21 protein-coding genes are annotated in these 24426 nt (G+C 72.5%); 12 read left to right on the top strand and 9 right to left on the bottom strand.

Features of this window, described 5'->3' with window-relative positions; genetic code table 11:
• Positions 1-21 precede the first annotated feature (21 nt).
• Both ABR738_RS33555 and ABR738_RS33560 read left to right on the top strand, forming a co-directional pair.
• Complete coding sequence (locus ABR738_RS33555) at positions 22-1269, top strand: S53 family peptidase (RefSeq protein WP_502964185.1); 1248 nt, start codon at positions 22-24, stop codon at positions 1267-1269.
• Between the two features lie 208 nt (positions 1270-1477).
• Complete coding sequence (locus ABR738_RS33560; RefSeq protein WP_350233695.1) at positions 1478-2269, top strand: SGNH/GDSL hydrolase family protein; 792 nt, start codon at positions 1478-1480, stop codon at positions 2267-2269.
• Between the two features lie 60 nt (positions 2270-2329).
• Here ABR738_RS33560 and ABR738_RS33565 read toward each other — a convergent pair whose 3' ends face one another.
• On the bottom strand, positions 2330-3307 hold the full coding sequence (locus ABR738_RS33565) for an NAD-dependent epimerase/dehydratase family protein (RefSeq protein WP_350234859.1): 978 nt from the start codon (positions 3305-3307) through the stop codon (positions 2330-2332).
• 227 nt (positions 3308-3534) lie between these two features.
• Here ABR738_RS33565 and ABR738_RS33570 point away from each other — a divergent pair, with 227 nt between their 5' ends.
• Positions 3535-3984: a PPOX class F420-dependent oxidoreductase gene (locus ABR738_RS33570; protein WP_350233696.1), complete on the top strand. Its 450-nt coding sequence runs from the start codon at positions 3535-3537 to the stop codon at positions 3982-3984.
• Between the two features lie 95 nt (positions 3985-4079).
• Positions 4080-5276 carry an MBL fold metallo-hydrolase gene (locus ABR738_RS33575; protein ID WP_350233697.1) on the top strand — a complete coding sequence of 399 codons (1197 nt, stop codon included), beginning with the start codon at positions 4080-4082 and terminating at the stop codon, positions 5274-5276.
• 45 nt (positions 5277-5321) lie between these two features.
• On the opposite strand, the gene tsaD is transcribed toward ABR738_RS33575, so the two are convergent.
• On the bottom strand, positions 5322-6383 hold the full coding sequence (tsaD, locus tag ABR738_RS33580; protein WP_350233698.1) for a tRNA (adenosine(37)-N6)-threonylcarbamoyltransferase complex transferase subunit TsaD: 1062 nt from the start codon (positions 6381-6383) through the stop codon (positions 5322-5324).
• A gap of 96 nt (positions 6384-6479) precedes the next feature.
• Here tsaD and ABR738_RS33585 point away from each other — a divergent pair, with 96 nt between their 5' ends.
• Entirely contained in the window at positions 6480-6896 is a 417-nt protein-coding gene (locus tag ABR738_RS33585) for a thiol-disulfide oxidoreductase DCC family protein (protein ID WP_350233699.1), read from the top strand.
• 43 nt (positions 6897-6939) lie between these two features.
• Here ABR738_RS33585 and ABR738_RS33590 read toward each other — a convergent pair whose 3' ends face one another.
• Entirely contained in the window at positions 6940-8865 is a 1926-nt protein-coding gene (locus tag ABR738_RS33590; RefSeq protein WP_350233700.1) for a chloride channel protein, read from the bottom strand.
• Positions 8866-9115: 250 nt separating this feature from the next.
• The gene (locus ABR738_RS33595; protein ID WP_350233701.1) at positions 9116-9361 is read right to left on the bottom strand and encodes a hypothetical protein; all 246 of its coding nucleotides are present in this window, start codon (positions 9359-9361) and stop codon (positions 9116-9118) included.
• Between the two features lie 141 nt (positions 9362-9502).
• Between ABR738_RS33595 and ABR738_RS33600 the strand changes: the two genes are divergently transcribed.
• Both ABR738_RS33600 and ABR738_RS33605 read left to right on the top strand, forming a co-directional pair.
• Positions 9503-10087 carry a MarR family winged helix-turn-helix transcriptional regulator gene (locus ABR738_RS33600; RefSeq protein ID WP_350233702.1) on the top strand — a complete coding sequence of 195 codons (585 nt, stop codon included), beginning with the start codon at positions 9503-9505 and terminating at the stop codon, positions 10085-10087.
• A 25-nt stretch (positions 10088-10112) separates the two neighbouring features.
• Positions 10113-10964 carry an SDR family oxidoreductase gene (locus ABR738_RS33605; protein ID WP_350233703.1) on the top strand — a complete coding sequence of 284 codons (852 nt, stop codon included), beginning with the start codon at positions 10113-10115 and terminating at the stop codon, positions 10962-10964.
• 42 nt (positions 10965-11006) lie between these two features.
• Here ABR738_RS33605 and narI read toward each other — a convergent pair whose 3' ends face one another.
• The 4 genes from narI to ABR738_RS33625 are packed head-to-tail and all read right to left on the bottom strand — an operon-like array spanning position 11007 to position 17704.
• Positions 11007-11747 (bottom strand): respiratory nitrate reductase subunit gamma, encoded by a 741-nt coding sequence (gene narI, locus ABR738_RS33610; protein ID WP_350233704.1) that lies wholly within the window; start codon positions 11745-11747, stop codon positions 11007-11009.
• Positions 11744-12364 carry a nitrate reductase molybdenum cofactor assembly chaperone gene (gene narJ / locus ABR738_RS33615; protein ID WP_350233705.1) on the bottom strand — a complete coding sequence of 207 codons (621 nt, stop codon included), beginning with the start codon at positions 12362-12364 and terminating at the stop codon, positions 11744-11746. The genes narI and narJ overlap by 4 nt, the downstream gene beginning before the upstream one ends.
• Positions 12361-14013 (bottom strand): nitrate reductase subunit beta, encoded by a 1653-nt coding sequence (narH, locus tag ABR738_RS33620; RefSeq protein WP_350233706.1) that lies wholly within the window; start codon positions 14011-14013, stop codon positions 12361-12363. The genes narJ and narH overlap by 4 nt, the downstream gene beginning before the upstream one ends.
• 4 nt (positions 14014-14017) lie before the next feature.
• Complete coding sequence (locus ABR738_RS33625) at positions 14018-17704, bottom strand: nitrate reductase subunit alpha (protein ID WP_350233707.1); 3687 nt, start codon at positions 17702-17704, stop codon at positions 14018-14020.
• A 267-nt stretch (positions 17705-17971) separates the two neighbouring features.
• Between ABR738_RS33625 and ABR738_RS33630 the strand changes: the two genes are divergently transcribed.
• Positions 17972-18454, top strand: coding sequence for a hypothetical protein (locus tag ABR738_RS33630; protein WP_350233708.1), 483 nt, complete (start codon positions 17972-17974; stop codon positions 18452-18454).
• 287 nt (positions 18455-18741) lie between these two features.
• Entirely contained in the window at positions 18742-19152 is a 411-nt protein-coding gene (locus ABR738_RS33635) for a hypothetical protein (protein ID WP_350233710.1), read from the top strand.
• 60 nt (positions 19153-19212) lie between these two features.
• On the opposite strand, the gene ABR738_RS33640 is transcribed toward ABR738_RS33635, so the two are convergent.
• Positions 19213-20253, bottom strand: coding sequence for an alpha/beta hydrolase (locus ABR738_RS33640; protein WP_350233711.1), 1041 nt, complete (start codon positions 20251-20253; stop codon positions 19213-19215).
• Between the two features lie 451 nt (positions 20254-20704).
• Between ABR738_RS33640 and ABR738_RS33645 the strand changes: the two genes are divergently transcribed.
• The 3 genes from ABR738_RS33645 (at position 20705) to ABR738_RS33655 (ending at position 24297) form a co-directional block, all read left to right on the top strand.
• Positions 20705-21592, top strand: coding sequence for an NAD(P)H-binding protein (locus ABR738_RS33645; protein ID WP_350233712.1), 888 nt, complete (start codon positions 20705-20707; stop codon positions 21590-21592).
• Positions 21593-21761: 169 nt separating this feature from the next.
• Positions 21762-22187, top strand: a complete 426-nt coding sequence (locus tag ABR738_RS33650; RefSeq protein ID WP_350234860.1) for a PaaI family thioesterase — start codon at positions 21762-21764, stop codon at positions 22185-22187.
• Between the two features lie 112 nt (positions 22188-22299).
• On the top strand, positions 22300-24297 hold the full coding sequence (locus ABR738_RS33655) for a transglycosylase domain-containing protein (protein ID WP_350233713.1): 1998 nt from the start codon (positions 22300-22302) through the stop codon (positions 24295-24297).
• Positions 24298-24426: the final 129 nt, after the last annotated feature.

Below are 24426 nucleotides of genomic sequence, written 5' to 3' on the forward strand. Positions count from 1 at the left end.
GACCCCCCATGGAGGAAGAACGTGCACCACATACGAACCTCCCGTCCCAACCGGCGCTCCGCCGGTACGGCGCCCGCGCTGCTGTCCCTGCTCGCCCTCGTCACGGGCGGACTGCTGGCGGCGGCGCCCTCGGCCTCGGCCCAGCAGGCCGGTGACCCCGCTTCCAACGTGAAGCAGTTGTGCGCGACCCGGGCACAGCCCGGCATGATGCACTGCCTCGCCCTGGAGCGTACGGACGTCAAGCAGCACAGAGGCATCACCGCCGACGCCACCCCCTCGGGTCTTGGCCCCGCCGATCTCCAGAAGGCCTACAACCTCCCGGCGGGCGGCGGTTCCGGCGCGACCGTGGCGATCGTGGACGCGCAGGACGACCCGAACGCGGAGGCCGACCTGGCGACCTATCGCTCCCAGTACGGTCTGCCCGCCTGCACCACCGCCAACGGCTGCTTCCAGAAGACCGACCAGGACGGCGGCACCAACTACCCCAAGGCGGACGCGGGTTGGGCCGGTGAGATCTCCCTCGACGTCGACATGGTCAGCGCCGCCTGCCCGCAGTGCCACATCCTGCTCGTCGAGGCCAACTCCGCCAACATGGAAGACCTGGGCGCCGCGGTGAACCGCGCGGTGGCCATGGGCGCCAAGTACGTCTCCAACAGCTATGGCGGCGGCGAGGACACCGGCGACACCGCGGCCGACACCCAGTACTTCAACCACCCGGGCGTCGCCATCACCGTCTCCTCCGGCGACAACGGCTACGGCGTCGAGTACCCGGCCTCCTCTCCGTATGTCACGGCGGTGGGCGGCACCTCGCTGAAGCGGGACGGCAGCACGCGCGGCTGGTCGGAGTCGGTGTGGGGGTCGAGCGGCGGCGGTGAAGGCGCGGGCTCGGGCTGCTCCGCGTACGAGACCAAGCCGTCCTGGCAGAAGGACACCGGCTGCGCCAAGCGGGCCGTCGCCGACGTCGCGGCCGTCGCCGACCCCGCCACGGGCGTCGCGGTGTACGACAGCTACCAGGCCAGCGGCTGGAACGTGTACGGCGGCACCAGCGCCTCCTCGCCCATCATCGCCGGCGTGTACGCGCTGGCCGGCACCCCCGGTGCGAACTCCACCCCCTCCTCCTTCCCCTACGCCCACACCTCCGCGCTCAACGACGTGACCTCCGGCGCCAACGGCAGTTGCAGCCCGGCCTACCTGTGCACGGCGGGCTCCGGCTACGACGGCCCGACCGGGCTCGGCACCCCGAACGGCACCGCGGCCTTCACCGGCTGACCCGGACCGCCGACACCAGGTGGGGCCGTCGCGTTCGCGGCGGCCCCATCCGCCGTGCCCGCCCTCCGCCCGCTCCCCGTACCGCTGTTGTGATCGCCACCGGCACTATTCCCGGTCCCACGAAACTGACCGGGTGGTCTATATCACCCCTCGTCAACCCCTCCCTACGGTGGCGTAGGTCACTCGCGTTGGAGGAGTATGAGCCCTCGTGGCAGACGATTCGAGATCATTCAGCAACGGCACGTTCGGGTCGTACACGGCGATCGGTGACAGCTTCACGGAAGGCGTCGGTGACCCCGGCCCGGACGGGACGTTCGTCGGCTGGGCGGACAGGTTCGCCGTCCTCCTCGCCGACCAGCGGCCGGAGGGGTCCTTCCGCTATGCCAATCTCGCGGTGCGCGGCAAGCTCCTCGACCAGATCGTCGAGGACCAGGTGCCCCGGGCCAAGGAGCTCGCCCCGGACCTGGTGAGCTTCTGCGCCGGCGGCAACGACATCATCCGCCCCGGCACCGACCCCGACGAGGTGGCCGAACGCTTCGAGCGGGCCCTCGCGGACCTGAAGCCGGCGGTCGGCACGGTCATGGTGACGACGGGCTTCGACACCCGGGGCGTCACGCTCCTGCGCCATCTGCGGGGCAAGATCGCGACGTACAACGGGCATGTGCGGGCCATCGCCGACCGCTACGACTGCCCGGTGCTGGACCTGTGGTCGCTCAAGTCCGTCCAGGACCGGCGGGCCTGGGACGGCGACCGGCTGCACCTGTCCGCCGAGGGGCACACCCGGGTCGCGCTGCGCGCGGCCCAGGTGCTCGGGTTCGATGTGCCGGCCGACCCCGACCAGCCGTGGCCCCCGCTGCCGCCGCGCGGCACCCTGGAGGTGCGGCGCGACGACATTCACTGGGCGCGCGAGTATCTGGTGCCATGGATCGGGCGGCGGCTGCGTGGTGAGTCGTCGGGCGACGCGGTGTCCGCCAAGCGCCCCGATCTGCTTCCGCTCTGAGGTTGTGTCAGATCTGATGGTCCGTCACCAGGGCGCTGGGCAGAGGGAGTCGTCGTGCCGTCATTCGGCCAGCACCTTGGCCTCCGTCTCCGGGTCGAGACCGACCCGGGGACGGTCCGGGCGCTGAGGCGCGGTCCCACCGATCGAGCGCAGCCAGGCCCAGGTGTCGGCGACCGTCTCCTCCACGGGCCGACAGCGCAGTCCGGCCGTGAGCGCCTTGGCGACAGCCGTCCCGTGGACCGTGTCGTGCTGCTCGCCAGGTGGAACCCACACCGGAAGCTGAAGCCACGGCTCGATCCCGGCCGCGAGGATGGCCTCCGGGTCCGTCCAGCGCGGCGCGGCCCGCCCGCCGGTGACCCGTACGCACGCATCGAGCAGGGAGCCCATCGTGGCGTGGCCCGGCGGACTGACGAGGTTGTATGCGCCGTGGAGCCCGCCCTGCGCCGCGTCCAGGATCCACTCCGCGAGATCGCGGCAGTCGATGTACTGGATCCCCAGATCGCGCGGGCCCGGCGCGAGCATGGCGCCGCCGCGCGCGGCCCGGCCCAGCCACCACGGCAGCCGGCCGATGTTCTCCCAGGGGCCCAGGATGAGGCCCGCCCGCGCCAGCACGGTCCGCTCGGCGCCGAACTCCGCGACGGCGGCCAGCTCGCCACCGCGCTTGGCCTGCGGATAGGGCACCACGCCCGCCTCGTCGGGTGAGCCCTCCACCAGCGGTGCCCGCTCGTCCGCCTTGAGGGGAGTGGGGTGTCGGTACACCGACAGGCTCGACACATAGACGTACCGTTTCGCGCGCCCCGCGAGCAGCCGGGCCGTGTCGCGCACCGAGGCCGGGGTGCTTGACCAGGTGTCGACGACCACGTCCCACGTGCCGTCCGCGAGCGCGGCGAGTCCGCCGGGCTCGGTGCGGTCGCCGCGCAGCGACACCGCCGGCGCGGGCGGCTCGTGGTGTCCCCGGTGGAAGACCGTCACCTCGTGTCCGCGTGCCAGCGCCGCCACGGTCACGGCCCGGCCGACGAATTGCGTTCCGCCCAGCATCAGCACTCTCATGGCCGTCACTGTGCCCGCGGGGTGGCCCTCGGGAGGCGTGTCTTGCTCTGGGCGTAATCGAAAGGGGGCCCCGGCGCACACCGGCGAGCACCGAGGGACGCCGGAGCGATCACCTCCCCGCCATGGCAGGGCGTCCGGCCGTCCGGGCGTCCGGGCGTCCGGCCGTCCGGGCGTCGCCGGGGAATCCGGACACCCCGTGCCGGCGTTCCCCAGCCATGACGGCATTCGAGGCACCCCAAGAAGCGCTGCTCGACCTGCTGGCGGAGGCCAAGGGCGGCGTGCTGGTCACCCTGAAGCGGGACGGGCGGCCCCAGCTCTCCAACGTCACCCACGCCTACTCTCCGGCGGATGGCGTCATCAGGGTCTCGGTCACCGATGACCGGGCCAAGACCAGGAACCTGCGCCGGGACCCGCGGGCCAGCTACCACGTGACCAGCGAGGACCGCTGGGCGTGGACGGTCGCCGAGGGAACGGCCGACCTCACACCGGTCGCCCACGACCCCCACGACGAGACGGTCGAAGAACTGATCTCCCTCTACCGGGCCGTCCAGGGCGAGCATCCCGACTGGGACGAGTACCGCGCCGCGATGGTCCGCGACCGGCGGCTCGTGGTGCGGCTGCGCGTGGAGCGGGCGTACGGCCAGCCACGCCGGGACGGAGCCTGACCCGCCGCCCACCGGCGGCTCGCGGGGGCGGTCGCGTGGGGGCGGACACGGGGGGCGCACATAATGGAATTCAACCCGAACCCCCAGGAGGTGCCGTGACCGGCGCTGGTTCTCTGCTTCCGCTCCGCTCCAGACTCCGCGAGCTGCGGCCCGACGCGTTCGGTGCCGACTCGAAGGGGGAGCGGTGGGCCCGGATCCTCGGTTCGCCGAACTTCGCGGACGGGGTGTTCCAGAACCCCGAGGGCGCGCGCGTGCGTCCCTCGGGGTCGACGATGGAGTTCGCGAAACAGTTCTTCGCCAAGGAGCAGCGCCTGCGTCGGGCCCCGATGGGCACCATCCCGGTCCACCCCACCACGCTCGCGGACATCGCCGAGCCGGCGGCCGGCGGACTGCGCCTCACCTGGATGGGTCATTCGAGCGTGCTGGCCGAAATCGACGGACGCCGGGTGCTCTTCGACCCGGTGTGGGGCGAGCGCTGCTCCCCGTTCGCCTTCGCCGGGCCCAAGCGGCTGCACCCCGTCCCGCTGCCGCTCGCCGCCCTGGGGCCGGTCGACGTCGTCGTCATCTCCCACGACCACTACGACCACCTCGACCTGCCGACCATCCGCGCGCTTGCCAGGACCAGCACGGTGTTCGCGGTGCCGCTCGGGGTCGGCGCACACCTGGAGCACTGGGGGGTGCGCCCCGACCGGATCCACGAACTGGACTGGAACGAGGCCGTGGAGGTCGAGGGCATCACCCTCACCGCGACCCCCGCCCGCCACTTCTGCGGCCGGGGTCTGCGCAACCAGCAGCACACCCTGTGGGCGTCCTGGGTGGTGGCCGGGCCCGACCACCGGATCTACCACAGCGGCGACACGGGGTACTTCAGCGGCTTCAAGGACATCGGCGCGGCGCACGGACCGTTCGACGCGACCATGATCCAGATCGGCGCCTACAGCGAGTTCTGGCCCGACATCCACATGACACCGGCCGAGGGCATGCGAGCCCACCTCGACCTCCAGGGCGGCGCACCGCACGGGGTGCTGCTTCCGATCCACTGGGCCACGTTCAACCTCGCCCCCCACGCGTGGGCCGAGCCCGGCGAGTGGACGCGGGACGCGGCCCAGGAAGCGGAGCAGGCGGCGGCCTTCCCCCGCCCGGGCGAGCCGTTCGAGCCGGGGGGTGAGCTGCCCACGGCGCCGTGGTGGCAGCCGCTGTCCGCGCCGCTCGACCACCCCTGGCGCGCGTCCGCGGCCCCGGAGCTGACGCCGGAGCCGCTGGGCGAGCTCGACCTCGCAGGCGAGCGGTGACGCGCGGCTGATCCGGCGGCGCCGCGCCGGGGCGGGGGCCCGGATCTACGCCGCGCCCAGGGCCCTGGCGCGCGGGTGCAGGGTGGCGTACTCCAGGGGGGCCGAGGGGTCGATGGACACGTCCAGCGGGGCCGGCCGCGCGCCCGCGCGTACCAGGAGGTCGCCCACGGCGGCGATCATCGCCCCGTTGTCGGTGCACAGCTTCAGGGGTGGCACCCGCAGGGTGATCCCGGCCACCGCGCAGCGCTGTTCGGCCAGCGCGCGCACCCGCGAGTTCGCGGCGACCCCGCCCACCACGACCAGCGTGCCGACCCCGTGGGCGTGACAGGCGGCCACCGCCTTGCGGGTCAGGACGTCGGCGATGGCCTCCTGGAGGGCCGCCGAGCCGTCGGCGACGGGCAGTTGGCGGCCCGCGTGCCCCTCGGCCCAGCGGGCGGCCGCCGTCTTCAGCCCCGAGAAGGAGAACGCGTACGGGTCGTCACGCGGCCCGGTCAGCGGCCTGGGGAAGGTCACGGCGCCCGGATCGCCGCCCCTGGCCGCCCGGTCGATGGCGGGGCCGCCGGGGTAGGGCAGCCCGAATACGCGGGCCACCTTGTCGAAGCATTCGCCCGCCGCGTCGTCCAGCGTGTCGCCGAGGTGCGTGATCGGGTCGCGCGCCAGGTCCCGTACGAGCAGCAGCGAGGTGTGGCCGCCCGACACGATCAGCACCACGCACGGGTCGGGCAGCGGGCCGTGCTCCAGGGTGTCGGCCGCGACGTGTCCCGCCAGGTGGTGGACCCCGTACAGCGGTACGTCCAGGGCGTACGCGAGGCCCTTCGCGCCCGCGAGACCCACCTGGAGCGCCCCGGACAGGCCGGGTCCGGTCGTCACGGCGACCGCGTCGATGTCGGACATCGTGAGCCCTGCCTCGTCGAGTGCCCGCCGGACGACCGGGGTGAGGGAGTGGACGTGGGCCCGTGCGGCGATCTCGGGGACCACCCCGCCGTAACGGGCGTGCTCGTCCATGCTCGACGCCACCGCGTGACCCAGCAGCCGGCCCGCGCGCACGAGACCGGCGCCGGTCTCGTCGCACGACGACTCGATCCCGAGCACCACTGGATTGCCCACCCGCACACCTCTTCTGCCTGTTGTTCGTTGTTGCGAATGATGTGCAACAACAGGACACAAGGATAGGGGGAGTGGGGGTGCGCGATGATGGGGGGCATGCGTACCAGGCCCCTGCTCGTCTATGACGGAGACTGCGCTTTTTGCAGCAGCTGTGTGAGCTTCGCCGAGCGGCGCATCGGGCCCCACTGCGAGAGCGTCCCGTGGCAGTTCGCCGATCCGGACGCGCTCGGCGTCACCCAGCGGCGCGCCCAGTACGAGGTGTTGTGGGTCACCCCGACCGGGACGGTGTACGGCGGGGCCGGGGCCGTCGCCAAGCTGCTGCTGAGCTCGGGCGGCGGATGGAGCGTGCTCGGGGCGCTGCTCGCCCTGCCGCCCGTGCGCCGGCTCGCGCATGGCGTCTACCGCCTCGTCGCCGACCACCGCGACCGGATGCCGGGCGCCACCCCGGCCTGCGCTCTGCCCGGGGGCCGGCCCCCGGGGCCCGCCGCCGCGCCCGCGCCGACCGGGCGCTGAAGCCCGACAGGGACGCGGACGGCCGGCGCGGTGGGCGGGGCCGTCAGCCGGCGGACTGGGTGGGGAGCGCGGCGGGCTCGGTGGGCGTCGCGGGCTCGTCGGGGCCCGGCCGCGGCGTCGATCCGCTGCCCGAGGCGACCACGAGCGAGCGGCCCCGGCGCGGCCGCAGACTCAGATGGCGCTGCATGTGCTGCTCCTCGTGCAGATCGACCCGGCGGGCGTGCAGGAGCTGACGCAGGCTCACCAGCCCCTCCAGGCGCGGCAGTTGGTCACGGCTGACGATGAGGATCCGGGTGATGTCGTGCTCGGCCATCCGGTTGGCCAGGGTACGCAGCGTCTCGTCCTCGAAGGCCGTGACGGCGGGGCGTGCGAGGTCGGCGAGCGGGGTGCTGTCGTCGTCCGAGCCGTGCACCAGCTGGTGGCGGGTGACGACACCGGCGAGGGTGTCGCCGTCGAGTACGGGGTAGAGGCGCTGCGCCAGGAGCTTGTCGGGGTCGCCCGCCTCGTATGCGCGGTGCAGCGTCCGGGCCGCCTCGCCCACCGTCCGGCCCGCTTGGAGGGTCAGGCGCAGCGGCGTCTCCAACTGCCGTACGAGATGGACCTCCAGCGGGTCCACGGAGTACTCGCGCGTCAGGTGCATGCCCCGCCGGGCGAGCTTTTCGGTGAGCACCGAGCGCTTGAGCACGATGACGGACAGGAGGTAGGCCGCAGACGCGGTGATGACCATCGGGATGAGGGCGTTCATCTCATGGGTCAGCTCCAGGCAGAACACGATGCCGGTGAGCGGTGAGCGCATCACGCCGCCCAGTACGCCCGCGAGCGAGACGAGCGCCCAGAAGCCGGGGCTGACGGCGGGAAAGACGAGCCCTTCGGCGGCGCCGAGTGCCCCGCCGATCATGAACATGGGGGCAAGGACGCCGCCCGAGGTGCCCGATCCGAGCGACAGGCCCCAGATGAGCGTCTTGACGAGGAGGATGCCGACGATCAGGCCGGTGGTGGCGCGTCCGGTCAGGAGCTGGTCGATGACGTCGTAGCCGACACCGAGGGCGCGGGGCTCGAAGAGGCCGCCGACGCCGATGATCGCGCCGCCGATGGCGGGCCACCACATCCAGTGGAAGGGCAGCTTGGCGAACAGGTCCTCGGAGAAGTAGACGAGCCAGGTCGCGCCCAGGGCGAGCACTCCGGCGGCCAGGCCCGCGACGACGCACAGCCCGTAGGCCGACGTGGCCAGGTGCGCGGGGACGTGGGCGCCGCCGAACAGGGGCGCGGTGCCGAGGAGCGGGCCGCGCACGAGGGTCGCGGTCGCGGCGGCGACGGCGACCGGCAGATACGAGCGCGGGCGCCACTCGAAGAGCAGCAGCTCGATGGCGAGCAGGATCGCGGCCAGCGGCGCGTTGAACGTCGCGGCCATGCCGGCCGCGGAACCGGCGACGAGCAGCGCCTTGCGTTCGTCGGTGGTGACGCGCAGATGCTGGGAGATGATCGAGCCGACGGCGCCGCCGGTCATGATGATGGGGCCCTCGGCGCCGAAGGGGCCGCCGGTGCCGATGGATATCGCGGCCGACAGCGGCTTGAGCGCCGCCACGCGAGGCTGTACGCGACTGCCGCCGATCAGGATCGACTCGATGGCCTCGGGCATGCCGTGGCCGCGGATCTTCTCCGATCCGTACCGCGCCATCAGGCCGATGACCAGGCCGCCGACGATGGGCATGACCACCAGGAGCCAGCGGTGCGGCGTGCCGTGCGGCGCGGCCGTGGAGAAGGCGAACCTGCCGTAGAAGCAGAGGTTGGTGAAGAGCGCGATCAGCTTGAGCAGGCCGACAGCGACCAGTGCGGCGGCCGCGCCGATGGGGAGGGCGAGCGCGGTTATGGCCACGACGCGCGGCGGTACGTGGAAGTCCCCGAGATGCGGGATCTTCACGGCGGGGCGTGCGGGCGGATGGGGATGGGCGGCATGGGTGAACGGCATGGCGGGGCTCCGGATCCGGGGCGGGGACGGGGGTTGGCGGGACGGGTCGGTTCCGGGCGCGGCGTGGTGCCCGCGTGGCCCGGGGCAGCGGGAGGGGACGGGCGGCGCTGCCCGTCAGGAGGGGAAAGAACGGAGAGGTGCGGAAAGGGACGGGAAGGGGACGTCGTCGGGGTGCGCGGGGCGTGCCCCGCACGCGCCCCGAAGGTGCGGCGTGCTTCGTCGAACGCGGTGCCTCGGGGGTGCGGTCCGGTCAGTCGCGGACGGGGCGGGCCGCCGCGACGCGGCCGGGGCGCAGGACGCGGATCGTGGTGCTGTGGCAGGTCCGGCAGGTGTTCTGGGTCAGCGGAGAGGGCTCCCGCACGCCCCGGACGTAGTAGTCCGTGCGCGGGACACCGTTGGCATCCGTCGCGTGCCTGAGGTCGTACGAGCCTTCCCAGCCGTGCCCGCAGTGCAGACACACGAACGAATAGGCTTCGCGTGTGGGCTCCACCCTCATCGTCAATCACTCCTAGCTGACCGTTCCCGTCGCGCCCGCGCAGGTCCGGTCGATCCGAACACAGGCTAACATTGCAGACTGCAATGATTACAGGGGCCGCCCCTCCGTCTTGAGGCAGCCTTGACACAGCGGGGTGTACCGATGTCCAAGACGCACGGCCAAGCGGCTCCGCGGCAGCCGCAGAAACCTTCCAGCAGCGCCGCGGGACCCGAGCGGCAGGCACTCGACCAGGAGGCCGAGGAGGTCGCCGTGGCCGTCATGGCGGCCTCACGTCTCCTGGTCGCGATCTCCGCCCGCGCTCTCGCCTCGATCGACGACACGATGACGCTGCCGCAGCTACGCGCCCTGGTGGTCCTGGAGAGCTGCGAACCGCTCAAACTGGCGGCCATGGCGACGACGCTCGGAGTGAACCCCTCCACCGCCATGCGCATGGTCGACCGCCTGGAGGCCGCCGGTCTCGTGGACCGCAGGACCAACCCCGCGAGCCGGCGTGAGGTCGTCCTGAACCTGACCGACGCGGGCCGCTCCCTGGTGAGCCGGGTGATGGCGCACCGTCAGGCCGAGGTCGGCGCGCTCGTCGCCCGCGTGCCGGCCGAGGAGCGGGCCGGGCTCGTGCCCGCCCTGCGCGCCCTGACCCAGGCCGCAGGCGAGCTGGCCGTCGACCCGTTCGACGAGGTGCGGCGCATCGGCGGGCTCGTCGAGGACCCCCTCGCGCCCGGACGCTGAAGCCGGCCGGGAAGGGGGTGCGCGGATGAAGGTGCTGGTGGCCGGCGCGACCGGTTATCTGGGCAGCCGGATCGTGCGGGAACTCGCGGCGCGGGGTCACCGGGTACGGGCCCTGGCCCGCACCCCGGACACGCCGGCGCCCCTGCGGGCGTGCCTCGACGACGTCCACATCGCCGACGCCACCGACGCCGCGTCGCTGGCAGGCTGCTGCGACGGCGTCGACGTGGTGATCAGCGCCATGGGTCTGGTCGGCAAGCGGACCAAGCAGACCTGCTGGGACGTGGACCGAGGCGCCAACCGCGCCCTGCTCCAGGAGGCGCGGCGAGCGGGGGTGACCAAGTTCGTCTATGTGTCGGTGGTGCGCTCGCCCGGACTGGAGCGCGTCCAACTCGTGCGCGCCAAGCGGCAGTTCGAGGCGGATCTGCGCAGCGGCGGGCTCGCGTACACCATCCTCTACCCCAATGGTTTCTTCTCCGACATGGACGAATTCCTCGCCATGGCGCGCAGGGGCCGCGTGGTCGTCTTCGGCGGGGGCGGCCTGCGCATCAACCCCGTCGACGGGGCGGACGTCGCCGTGGCGGCCGCCGACGCCGTCACCGAAGCCGCCGAGGAGGTCGACGTCGGCGGGCCCGACGTGCTCACCCACGAGGACATCGCGCGGGCCGCCTTCGCGGCCCTGGGGCGCCCGCCCCGCATCACCCGGCTGCCCTCCTGGACGCTCACGGGCGCGCTCGCCGTGCTGCGGCGCCTCACCCCGCTGCGGGTGCACGGCCGGCTGGAGTTCCCGCTGACCGTGCTCACTCAGGACGTCCTGGCCCCCGCGACGGGCCGCCGCCACCTCGCCGACCACTTCCGCGAGGCCGCCGCCGACGGCTGACCCGGCGCACGTTCACCGGGTCAGCCGTCGGCGGCGGGACGGTCAGCGCGGTACGGGCCGCTCGTGCCCCGGGGTGACCCCGGCGGCGGGGTGGCGATACGGCGTGGCGCGGGCCCGCGAGCGGTAGACGACATAGGGCCGCACCAGATAGCCGAGCGGCGCGGTGAAGGCGTGGATGAGCCGGCTGAAGGGCCAGGCCGCGAACAGTGTCATGGCGAGCAGCGCGTGCAGTCGGTACACCAGCGGGGCGTGCGCCATCGCGTCCACGTCCGGGTCGAGCGCGAACAGACTGCGAAACCACACCGAGACGCCGAGGCGGTAGTCGTAGGGGTTGGTGGCGCTGGTCGCGGTCGCCGTCAGACCCGCGAGGAGCACCAGCACCAGCAGGGGGTAGACGAACCGGTCGCTGCGGCTGGTCGCGCGGCGCACGCCCGGGGTGCGCAGACGCCGTACGAGCAGAATGCCGAGGCCGGCGGTGGCCGCGAGGCCCGCGACGCCGCCCATGGCGAGCGCCGAGGCGTGGTACATCTCCTCGCTGACCCGCAGGCGCTGGGTCACCGCCTCCGGCACCAGCAGGCCCATGATGTGCCCGCCGATGACGAGCAGCAGCGCGTAGTGGAACATCGGGCCGCCCACCCGCAGCAGCCGTGACTCGTGGAGCTGGCTGGAGCGGGTGGTGAAGCCGAAGCGGTCGTAGCGGTAGCGCCAGGCGGTGCCGGCCACGAGGACGGTGAGGGCCAGATAGGGCAGGACGCCCCACAGGGCGATGTGCAGATGCGTCACCTGCGGGCTCCTTCGGTGGGCCGCGAACCTTGGGGCGGGAAGGGGGCGAGACCGACGCTCTCGGTGGGCGGCCCGGTGCGCGCCAGGCGCAGCGCCTCGGCGTGATCGGCGGGCGCGGGCCCCGGCAGGGTGCGGCACACGGCCCGCACCACGTCGGCGTAGGGACTGCGGAACTTCTCCAGTGCGTGTCCGAGCAGTTCCAGGGCGGCCCGGTGCTCGACCAGCACGGCGAGCCCCGGCTCGGGGCAGCGGGCGGCGAACTCCAGGACGGCGGGCAGGAAGTCGGGCAGCTCCCCATCGCCCTGCTCCCAGCCGTGCGCGCGGAAGAGGGCTTTGAGGCGGGCCAGGGACGCGCCGCGGCGGCGGGTGTCGCCGTCGGTGTAGTACGTCAGGTGCAGGGCGCGGCGCCTGCTGCGGTCGAAGGTGGCGACATAGCGGGCGCCTAGTTCCAACGGAGGAACCTCGGCGACGCTGTCGCAGAACCGCAGCAGCAACTCGGTGTCCTTGGACGGCAGTTGGGCCAGAGCCGCGCGGACGACGCCCAGCCGCCGCGGCCAGTCGGTGTCCGGGTAGGCGAGCAGCAGCGAGGCCGCCTGGTGCAGGGCGGGCCGGATCATTTGCCCTCCTCCTCGCGACGGCGCGGGAAGAGGCCGCGCGGGGTGCTTGTGCCGTCCCAGTTGAGGAGGTTGACCCGGCCGCGCAGCGCGGTGTCCGAGGCTCCGCCTGCGCCGGCCGGCGCGGTGGCGGGCGGCGCGTGGAAGGCCTCCATGCCCGGCAGCCCCGCCTCGTACATGCCGGGGCCGCCCTCCCCGTCCAGACTGCACCCGTCCCCGGGATCGCTCGGGACGGAACCGGTGTAGCTGGTGGGGATCACATAGCGGTCCTCGTACTTCGCCACGGCGAGCAGCCGGTACATCTCCTCGATGCGCCGCTCGTCGAGGCCCACGCCCCGCGCGATCGCCGGGTCGCGCTCCTCGCCGAGGTTGACGCGGCGCATATGGGCGCGCATCGCGGCCAGGCGGCACAGGGCCGCCTCCACCGGTCCGGTGTCGCCGGCGGTGAAGAGCCCGGCGAGGTATTCCAGCGGGATGCGCAACGAGTCGATGGCGCCGAAGAGCTGGGCCGGGTCCTCGCCGTCGTGTCCGCTGCGGGTCAGCGAGTCCACCACGGGCGACAGCGGCGGCACGTACCAGACCATGGGCATGGTGCGGTACTCCGGGTGCAGCGGCAGCGCGACCCGGTAGTCGGTGATCAGCGCGCGGACCGGCGAGCGGCGCGCGGCGGTGATCCAGTCGTGCGGGATGCCCGACTCCTCGGCGGCGCGGGCGACTTCGGGGTCGTGCGGATCGAGGAAACAGCCGAGCTGCGCCTCGTACAGGTCCTTCTCGTCGGCGACGGCGGCCGCCTCGCCGACCTTGTCGGCGTCGTACAGCATCACGCCGAGATAGCGCAGCCGGCCCACACACGTCTCCGAGCAGACGGTGGGCTCACCCGCCTCGACGCGCGGGTAGCAGAAGGTGCACTTCTCGGCCTTGCCGCTCTGGTGGTTGAAGTAGATCTTCTTGTACGGGCAGCCCGACACGCACATCCGCCAGCCCCGGCACCGGTCCTGGTCGACCAGGACGATGCCGTCCTCGATGCGCTTGTACAGGGCGCCCGAGGGGCAGACCGCGACGCACGACGGGTTCAGGCAGTGCTCGCAGATCCGCGGCAGATAGAACATGAACGCCTGCTCGTACTCCAGGCGCACCGATTCGTTCATCTGCCGCAGGACGGGGTCGCCGGTCAGGTGGCCGGGGCCGCCGCCCAGATCGTCGTCCCAGTTCGGGCCCCAGGTCACCTCGGTGGGCCGGCCGTCGATCAGGGAGTGCGGCCGGGCGGTGGGTACGTCGTCGCCGAGCGGGGCGCTGATCAGGGTCTCGTAGTCGTACGTCCAGGGCTCGTAGTAGTCGGCGAGCGAGGGAAGTTCGGGGTTGGCGAACAAGGTGGCGAGGCGGCGGGCCCGGCCGCCGGAGCGCGGCACGAGACGGCCGTTCTTGAGCCGCCAGCCGCCCTTCCACTTCTCCTGGTCCTCGTGGCCGCGCGGATAGCCCTGGCCGGGCCGGGTCTCGACGTTGTTGAACCAGGCGTACTCGGTGCCACTGCGGTTGGTCCACGTCTGCTTGCACGTGACCGAACAGGTGTGACAGCCAATGCACTTGTCGAGGTTCATCACCATGGCGACCTGCGCCATGACGCGTCCCCTGCGTGCTTCACGACGGGGCATGGTCTCAGTACTCCACGTTCTGCGAACGGCGGCGGATCACGGTGACGGCGTCGCGCTGGTTGCCGGTGGGCCCGTAGTAGTTGGGCGCGAATGACAACTGGCCGTATCCGCCGATCAGATGGGTCGGTTTGATGAGGACCTTGGTGAGCGCGTTGTGGACACCGCCGCGCCGGCCCGTGGTCTCGGACCTGGGTACGTTCACCAGGCGCTCCTGCACGTGGTACATGAAGACGGTGCCGGGCGGCATGCGGTGCGAGACGACGGCGCGGGCCACGACGACGCCGTTGGCGTTGACCGCCTCGATCCAGTCGTTGTCCGCCACCTCGATGGCCTCGGCGTCCTGGACGCTCATCCAGATCACGGGTCCGCCGCGCGCCAGAGTCTGCATCAGCAGGTTCTCCTGGTACTCGGAGTGGATCGACCACTTCGAGTGCGGCGTCACATAGCGCACCGCGACCGAGCGGGCGCCCTCCTCCTGTGCCTGGGCGTGCTCGCCGAGCGCCGCGAGGTCCAACGGCGGCCGGTACAGCGGAAGTTGTTCACCGAGCTCGGCCATCCAGTCGTGGTCGAGGTAGAAGTGCTGGCGGCCGGTCAGGGTGTGCCAGGGCTTGCGGTGCTCGGTGTTGATGGTGAAGGGGGAGTAGCGGCGGTCGGGCGCCTCCTTGCCCGACCACTCGAAGCTGGCCCCTACCTGGACCGGCCCGCGCTGGGTGTCGGAGAAGACCACGCGCCGCTCGGAGACCGTCTCGGACAGCGTGATGAGAGCGCTCTCAGGGCCGCAGCGCAGGGCGAGCTGGTCGAACCCCTCCGCCGCGAGGCGCCCGTTGGTGGTGCCCGAGAGCGCGAGGATCGCCTCGCACAGCTTCACATCGGTGTCCAGGAGCGGCCGGCCGCTCGCGGGCCCGGAGGCCGCCGTCCCGCAGCGGCTGGCCAGCCAGCGCAGCTCGGGGCCGGGATGGACGGTTACCCCCTTCACCGTCATGCCGTGCTGCTCGGCCAGCGGCCCCAGCGTCGCGAGCCGGGCGGCGACGGTGGTGTAGTCGCGCTCCACCACCGTGACGTCGGGCATGTTGAACCCGGGGACGGGAGCGGGGCCGCCCTGCCACTCGGGGGTCACGCCGCCGGGCTGGGCGACCTCGCCCGGGGTGTCGTGGTGCAGGGCGGTCGCCACCAGGTCATAGGCGGTGTCCAGGTGTCCCGCGGACAGCTCACTGAGCTTGGCCGCGAGCCCGTGGAAGATCTCGAAGTCCGTGCGGGCCTGCCACGGCGGGTCGATCGCGGGTGAGAACGCGTGCACATAGGGGTGCATGTCCGTGCTGGACAGGTCGTGTTTCTCGTACCAGGTGGCGGCGGGCAGGACCAGGTCCGCCATGAGCGTGGTGGAGGTCATGCGGAAGTCGAGGGCGAGCAGCAGATCGAGCTTGCCGCGCGGCGCCTGATCGTGCCAGACCACCTCGCGGGGCCGCTCGTCGGGCGCCGCCTCCTCGGCGCGGGCGTTGTCGCCGGTGCCGAGCAGATGGCGCAGGAAGAACTCGTTGCCCTTGGCGGACGAGCCGATGAGGTTGGCCCGCCACACCGTCAGGACCCGGGGCCAGTTGGCCGGGTCGTCGGGGTCGGCGCCCGCGAACTGGAGCCGCCCGGCGGCGAGTTCGGTCGCCGTCCACTCCCCGGGTTCGTGGCCGCTGGCGTGCACGCGCGCGCCGAGGTCGAGCGGGTTGGCGCTGAACGTGGGGTAGGAGGGCATCCAGCCCAGGCGCGCCGACTGCGCGACCAGGTCAATGGTGTGCCGTCCGGCGAAAAGGCCCTGGCCGGCCGGCGAGGAGAGCGCGTCCGCGCCGTACCTCTCGTAGCGCCACTGGTCGGTGTGGAGGTACCAGAACGGTGTGCCGGCCATCTGGCGCGAGGGACGCACCCAGTCCGCCGCGGACTGCGTCTGCTGCCAGCCCGTATAGGGGCGGACCTTCTCCTGCCCCACGTAGTGCGCCCAGCCGCCGCCGTTCACGCCCTGACAACCCGTCAGGAGCAGCAGGGACAGGAACGAGCGGTAGATCGTGTCGGAGTGGAACCAGTGGTTGGTGCCCGCCCCCATCACGATCATGCAGCGCCCCCGGGTCTTCTCCGCGGTGTGCGCGAACTCCCGTGCCGCGCGCACCACCGCCCCCGCCGGGACGGAGGTGATGGTCTCCTGCCAGGCGGGCGTGCAGGGCTGCGAGGTGTCCTGGTAGTCGACGGGCCACTGCCCGGTCAGACCCTCGCGCCATACGCCGTACTGGGCGAGCAGCAGGTCGAAGACCGTGGTCACCTGGCGCCCGCCGATCTCCCGCACCGGCACCGCGCGCCGCACCGTGCCCGCCTGGTCGAAGCGCGGCAGCAGGATCTCGGTGCTCGGGGCGCCCGTGGCCCGGTGGAAGGTCAGCTCGGGCACGACGTCACCCAGCTCCAGGTTCCACCGTCCCTCGCCCTCCTTGGACCAGCGGTCGCCCAGGGTGCCGCCCGGCACGACCGGCCGCCCCGACACCTCGTCAACCAGGACCGGCCGGAACCGGTCCGCCGCCGCGCCCGGCTCGTCCCCGAGCCCGAGGTCGGCCGCGGTCACGAACTTGCCCGCGACGCGGCTGCCGTCCTCGCGGGCCGTCACCTCCACCAGGAAGGGCAGATCGGTGAACTTGCGTACGTAGTCCGTGAAGTACGGCACCTGGCGCTTGACGAAGAACTCGCTCAGGACGACATGCCCCATGGCCATGGCCAGCGCCCCGTCGGTGCCGGGATGCGGATGCAGCCACTCGTCCGCGAACTTCGTCGCGTCCGCGTAGTCGGGAGAGACGACCACCACCTTCTGCCCCCGGTAGCGCGCCTCGGCCATCCAGTGCGCGTCCGGGGTGCGCGTCACCGGCACGTTGGAGCCCCACAGCATCAGATACGCCGCGTCCCACCAGTCACCCGACTCCGGCACGTCCGTCTGGTCGCCGAAGACCTGCGGGGAGGCGATCGGCAGGTCCGCGTACCAGTCGTAGAACGACAGCATGGGCGCGCCGATGAGGGAGTGGTAGCGGGCGCCGACCGCGTGCGAGGCCATGGACATGGCGGGGATGGGGGAGAACCCGGCGACGCGGTCGGGGCCGTAGGTCTTGATGGTGTGCACCTGGGCGGCGGCCGCCATCTCCAGGGCCTCCTCCCAGCCGACGCGCACCAGGCCGCCCTTGCCCCGCGCCGTCTGGTAGCGCCGGCGCCGCTCGGGATCCTGGGTGACCTCCGCCCAGGCGGCCACGGGGTCCTTCAGCCGCCCCTTGGCCTCCCGGTACATCTCCACGAGGACGCCGCGCGCCAGGGGGTGACGGACACGGGTGGGGGAGTAGGTGTACCAGGAGAAGGAGGCGCCCCGGGGGCAGCCGCGCGGCTCGTACTCCGGCCGGTCGGGTCCCACCGAGGGATAGTCCGTCTCCTGGGTCTCCCAGGTGATGAGCCCGTCCTTGACGTACACCTTCCACGAGCACGACCCCGTGCAGTTCACGCCGTGCGTGGAGCGCACCACCTTGTCGTGGGCCCAACGCTCGCGGTACGGCTCGTCGTTGACCTTCTGGTCCGCGCGGTACACCGCCCGCAGGTCCGGCGTCGTCGTGGTCCGCCGCAGTATCCGCCCGGCCCGCAGAAGCTGTTCCGTGGCGTAGCCGGCCACCTTCTCCGCTTCCATCCGAGCACCACGCCGTACCGCCACCGTCGCTCCTTTCAGGGCTGCCCGGAACACGCCGGTCCTCCGTTCTGGCTTACGGTGGCCGGTGTTCCGCTTCACCTCAGACTGCATCCCGGGCGCGGTGGGCAAGGGTGCGACTCCGGAGAGTTGATGCGAGCTATACGCTTTTTGTCTTGCTCTTTGCAATACTTGCAATAGGCATGTGTGTGCGGACGACGGGGCGGCCCACGGAAGAACCGTGCCGGTCGCGGGGAGGATGAGGGACAGATGGAGCAGGGGACCGCGCGGGTGGTGGCCGACCTCGGCCGGGAGCTCGCGGCGGCGGCGCCGGACACGAGTGGCGCGCTGTGGCGGCTGAGCGAGAGCGGACGGGGGCTCGACGCGAACCTGCTGCGCCTGCCGCCGGGCCGGACCATCGAGGAGCACACCGATCTCCGGCTCGACGTCCTCCTGGTCGTCCTCGAAGGCGGTGGCCGGCTCCGCACCGACGCGGGCACCCAGGAGCTGCGCCCCGTCACCGCGCTCTGGCTGCCCAGGGGTTCGCGGCGCGCCCTGATCGCCGGGGACGAGGGCATGGGCTACCTCTCCGTGCACCAGCGCAGGCCCGGGCTCACCATCGGCGGGCCGCCGAACGAGGAGGGCGGAGAGGCGGCGTGCTTCCTCACCCGGGTGTGCCCCGAGTGCGGGCGGGTCTGCGGTGAGCGCGGGGCGCGCTTCTGCTGGAGCTGCGGGACGGCGCTCGACGGGTGACGGCGGCATGGGGCCGTGCCGGGCGGGGCGGGCCCTCGATTTCGGCGGCGGGCGGGGCCTGCGCCCACCTCGGCGGAGTCTCGGATTCGGCGGGCGGGCGCGTGCCGGGCGGAGTCTCGGATTCGGCGGGGGCCGAGCGCGCCATGCCACAGCCGAGCCCGGCCGCGCGGGGGACTCGGGACTCTGTTCACGCCAACGGGTGAATCGGTGAATGGGAGTCCGGGACCGCTCCCCGGCGTGCGCTGTGCTGGTGCACGACATCCCGTCTCGGGACTTCGGGGGAGCGCATGGGCGTGTTCGTGCTGGGTGCGTGGCTGCTCACCGCCGCGCTCGGCGGCTATCTGGCCGTCGTGTGGATCCGCCACGGCGGGCTGAGCCAGCGGGCCCCCGGCGTGACGCGCCTGCCGCTGTGGCTGGTCGGGGGTCATGTGGCGGTCGCGGTGGCGGGACTCGCGGCCTGGAGCGGCTACCTTCTGGGCGACCTGGCGAGCCTGGCCTGGGCGGCGTGCGCGGGTGTCCTGGTGGTGGCCGCGTTCGGCTTCACGATGCTGCTGCGGTGGCTGCCCAGTTCCGGACGGCACTCCACGGGCGGCGCCACGGCGGAGCGCCACTTCCCCTTCACCGCCGTCGTCGCCCACGGGGTGAGCGCGGGCGCCACCGTGCTGTTGGTGCTGTTCGTGGTCGCCCGGCAGGTGTGAGGCGCGCCGGACCCCCCGACGTGACGGCCCGTCAACTCCACGTCGTGAGGCGAGATTCGGTCAAGTGTCGCGCTTTTCGTTTGCGCCGGACGGCGCGAGGGTGCGCCGCAGCCAGCGGACGCGGGTCTCCTGGGCGTCGAGGCTGAGCGCCGCCGTCGGGGCGAAGCTGTCGAAACCGTGGAAGGCGCCCGGCCACACGTGCAGTTCGGCCCGGCCGCCGGCCTGCCAGATCGCGTTCGCGTAGGCCACGCCCTCGTCCCTGAAGGTCTCGGCAGACCCGACCTCGATGTACGCCGGAGGCAGCCGCGTCAGATCGGTGGCCCGTGCGGGCGCGGCATAGGGCGGCACGTCCGGCGTTCCGTACAGGTCGCCCAGCAGGGCCTGCCAGGCGGTGGCGTTGGAGGTACGGTCCCAGAGGTCGGCGCCGGCCATCTGACGCGTGGAGAAGGTGGTGGCGCGGTCGTCGAGCATCGGGCACAGGAGCAGTTGGCCGGCCGGCTCCGGGCCGCCCCGGTCGCGCGCCATCAGGGCCAGCGCCGCGGCGAGCCCGCCACCCGCGCTCCGGCCGCCGATGACGAAACGGTCCGGGTCGATCCCCAGGTCCGGGGCGTGCGCGGCCGTCCACAGGAGCCCGGCGTAACAGTCCTCGACCGGTACCGGATACCGCGCTCGCGGCGCGAGCGGGTACTCGACGGAGAGGACGGCGAGGCCCAGTGGGAGCGCCCACTGGCGCAGCACCTTCGGCAGGACGGACCACGCGTTGCCCATGATCATTCCGCCGCCGTGCAGGTAGTACAGCAGCGGAAGCGGACCGGTCAGACCCGCGGGACGCGCACTCACCAGGGTGACCTCCCGCCCCGCGCGGGCCCCCGGCACCCGCAGCTCGGCCACCTCGAAGCGGCCGTCGGCGCACAGGTCCCGCGCGGTCGGCCGGGGGCGCGCCGCCGCGTCCTGCTTCTGCCGGGCCGCGAGGTTCGCCGGGGTGAACGGCTCCCTGGCGGCGTCCCCCAACCCCCGCAGCGCGACGAGGAGTTCGAGGTCCACCGGCACAGGGATCGCCGGGTCGATCGGATCCGGGGCGGGCGGTGGTGGGAGAGCCATGCGGGGTAGTCAACCATCCGGCGGGGCGGGGGGCGGAGGGGGTCTCAGGGCGGGGCGGGGGACGGGTGCCGGGGGTGGAGGCCGGGGGCGGAGGCCGGGGGGACTCCGGTTGATGGGTGGATGCCCGGGGCCCGGTCCGGCCGGGGGAGCCCGGGTCGGCCAGGGGGCGCGGGGCGGGGCCGGGGGCCGTACCGGGGCGAGGGGAACCCGGGCCGGGGGCCAGGGGCCGGGGGCGGGGCCAGGGGGAACCCGCGCCGGGACCGGGGCCGGGGCAGGGTCGGGGCCCGGGGCTGGGGGCCGGGCCGGGGGGCAAGCCCTGGGGAGCCCGGTTCGGGGAATGGGGAACGGGCGGCATTCCGGCGACCGCATCCGGGAAGGCGGTTCGTGTTGGTCGCGGGCGCTGCCGCCGCCTTCGGCCATCCTGCGGACGACCACCGAGTGGGAGGACATCATGAAGATCGCCGTCACCACCCCGACCGGCAACGTCGGCCGGCACGTCGTCACCGCCCTGATCCGTGCCGGCGTCCGGCCGCGCGTCCTCGCGCGCGACCCGGGACGGCTCGCCCCGGACGTGCGGGGCGAGGTCGATGCCGCGCGGGTCGACCAGTACGACGCCGATGCCGTGGCCGCCGCCACCCGTGACGTGGACGCGCTGTTCTGGGTGGACCCGACCACCGGCGGTCAGGACCCGCTCGCGGACTACGCGCGGGCCACCGCGAGCGTGGTCCGCGCCGTCACCGAGAACCGGATCGGCCGCGTCGTCTTCCAGAGCAGCGTCGGCGCCGAAAAGCGGCACGGCGCCGGCGAGATCGATGGTCTCGCCCACACGGAGAGCGCTCTCGACGGCCTCGGTGTCGACGTGACCCACCTGCGCTGCGGCTACTTCTTCACCAACCTCGACCTCCAGATCGACGCCCTGCGGGCCGGCAAGCTCCAGGTGATCCTGCCGCTCGACCAGCCCATGGCCTGGGTCGCGCCCCGCGACATCGCCGAGGTGGCCGTCGGGCGGCTGCTCTCGCCGGCCTGGTCGGGCCGGTGCGTACAGGCGGTGCACGGTCCCGCCGACCTCACCTGGCACCAGGTCGCCGGCATCCTGACGGCGGCCACCGGGCGGCGGATCGGCGTCGAGCGCGTCACGGACGACGCGATGCGCGCCCAGCTCCGGCGGGCCGGGATGAGCGAAGGCCTGGTCGAGGCCGTCATCGGCATGTCGACCGGCCTGCGCGAGGACTTCGTACCCGAACAGCCGCGAACCGTGGGGACCACCACCCCGACCACGCTCGCCGCGTGGGCCCATGACCACCTGAGGCCCCTGCTCGGCGAGGGCGGTCCCGGGTGAGGCGGTTTTAGGTGGAGGTCGGGAGTGCGGTTGCGTAAGCGGCACTTGAGCGTACGCCGGCGCGTAACTGCCCTATTGCCGCTGCCAGTTGACGCACCCGAGCAAACCAACCCACCTCGCCGGACTCACGCGCGCCGCCGTCGAGATCCGGTGCTATGTTCCCCCGGTGATGGATGTCGCGGCGGCTCAAGCGGTTCTTGACAGCAGCCCCTTCGGGCCCTGGTGGGGGTTCCGGGTCGAAGCACTCAAAGAGGGGTGGGCCAAGGTCGCGCTGCCGCAGCGCCCCGAGCTCTTCAGGCCGGGCGGCGTCCTCCAGGGCGGGTGCGCCATGACGCTGGCCGACGTGACCTGCTGGATCGCCATCATGTCGCTGTCCGGCGCGGACGACCCCAGCGTCACGCAGCAGATGACCACGAGCTTCCTCGGTCCCGCACGCACCGATCTGATGTGCGAGGCGACCATCGTCCGCGCCGGCCGCCTGATCGTCTACGGCACCGCCGAGACGACCGACACCGAGGGGAGGCTGGTCTCCCACCACACCCTCACCTATATCCGGCCACCCGCCCCGGCAGCCGGATCGACACCTCGTACATAATTCTTTGATGTGATTCATAGGTGTACTGCGTATGTTTCGCCGTATGCCCTTCACGCGTTCCCGTCCGGATGGATCCGGATCCGCCCTCAGTCGTACGTTTCGGTTCCTCGGAGTGAGTGTCCTGGCGGGCGCGATGGCCGCCGGCGTCGCGCTGCCGGTGGCGGGTGCGCTGGGGGTGGGCGCCAAATCCGCCGCGGAGAGCTTCAACAGCCTGCCCGACGAGTTCAAGACGCCCCCGCTGTCGCAGGCGTCGGGGATCTACGACGCCGACGGGGGGCTCATCGCCACCGTCTACGACCGTGACCGCACCGTCATACCCGGTGACCAGATCGCGCCGGTCATGCGCCAGGCACTGGTCGACATCGAGGACAACCGCTTCTACCAGCACGGAGCCGTGGATCTCCAGGGCGTACTGCGCGCGCTGAACAAGAACGCGGCCAGTGGAAGCGTCGCCCAGGGTGCCTCCACCCTCACCCAGCAGTACGTCAAGAACGTCTTCGTCGAGCAGGCGGGCAGCGACCAGAAGGCGGTACTCGAAGCCCAGCGCCAGACCCTCGGCCGCAAGATCCAGGAGCTGCGCTACGCGATCGAGCTGGAGCAGACCCTGCCCAAGGACCAGATTCTCACCAACTACCTCAACATCACCTTCTTCGGTGAGCAGGCGTACGGCATCGAGGCGGCCTCTGAGCGTTACTTCAGCGTGCACGCCAAGGACCTGAGCCTTCCGCAGGCGGCTCTGCTGGCCGGGCTCGTCCAGTCGCCGTCCATGTACGACCCGGTCAGCAACGCGGCCCTGGCCAAGCAGCGCCGGGACACCGTGCTGAGCAAGATGGCCGAATACGGCTCGATCACCTCCGCCCAGGCCCAGGAGGCGATCGCCACTCCGATCCAGCTCAAGATCAGTGCGCCGCGCCAGGGCTGCATCACCGCTCAGCACGGCGAGGGCTTCTTCTGCGACTACGTGCACCGGACCGTCCTGAGCGATCCGGCCTTCGGCAAGACGGCCGCCGAACGGCGCGCGCTGTGGAGCAGGGGCGGTCTGAAGATCCACACGACGCTGTCGCCCAAGGCGCAGAAGTCGCTCCAGGACTCGGTCACCTCGCACGCGTACACCACGGACGACGCCGCCGCCGTGATGAGCCTCGTCCAGCCCGGCACCGGAAAGATCGTCGCGATGGGCCAGAGCCGCGACTACGGCCTGGGCGCGCACCAGACCGAGATCAACCTCAACGTCGGGACGAAGATGGGCGGCGGCCTCGGCTTCCCGACCGGCTCCACGTTCAAGCCGATCGTGGCGGCCGCCGCGCTGGAGAAGGGCACGAGCCCGTCGCAGAAGTACCCGGCGCCGTACTCCATGCCCTGGCCCGCGATGTCCGACTGCGCGGGCAACACCTATCCGGAGAACGGCGAGGTCCATAACGACAGCCACTCCCTGGTCGGGCCGTTCGCCATGCCGGACGCCATGGCGCAGTCCGTCAACACCTACTTCGCGGAGCTGGAGGCGGACACGGGGCTGTGCGAGGTGGCGAAGATGGCCAACTCGCTCGGCATCAAGGCCCAGGCCGGTGGCACCAAGTTGCAGGTCGTCCCCTCGCTCACGCTGGGCAGCAACGACCTGACGCCGCTGGAGATGGCCAACGTCTACGCGACGTTCGCCAACCACGGCACCTACTGCGCCCCCGTCGCCATAACCTCGGTGACCAAGCCCGACGGCGGCAGCGTCCCGGTGCCGGGGGCCGACTGTCACCAGGTGATGTCGCCGGAGACCGCCGACACCGTCACGACCATGCTCCTGGGCGTCGTCCAGGACGGCACCGGCAAGCCCGCCGGGCTCACCGACCGTGACAGCGCGGGCAAGACCGGCACCACCGACGACAGCAAGCAGGTGTGGTTCGCCGGCTACACCCCCGAGCTGTCCGGCGCGGCCGTGGTCAGCGACACCAAGAGCCCGCACGACCTCGACGGCCAGAGCATCGGTGGCACGATCGTCGGCCAGGCGTTCGGCGGCACCCTCGCGGGGCCCGTCTGGCGCGACTCGATCGAGGGCGCGCTCGCCGGGGTCCCCGCCGGCACGCTGACCACGACGACGCTGCCCGGTTCGGACGGCTGAGAAGGTACCCCGCAGCCGGAAAGGTGCCCCACGATCGGTCGGGCAGGGGCAGGGGCAGGGGCAGGGGCGGCGTGCGCCCCTGCCCGATATCGGTCGGCCGTACGAGGCGTCATACCAGAGTGGGACGCC

This window comes from Streptomyces sp. Edi4 (assembly GCF_040253615.1).
Taxonomy (GTDB): domain Bacteria; phylum Actinomycetota; class Actinomycetes; order Streptomycetales; family Streptomycetaceae; genus Streptomyces.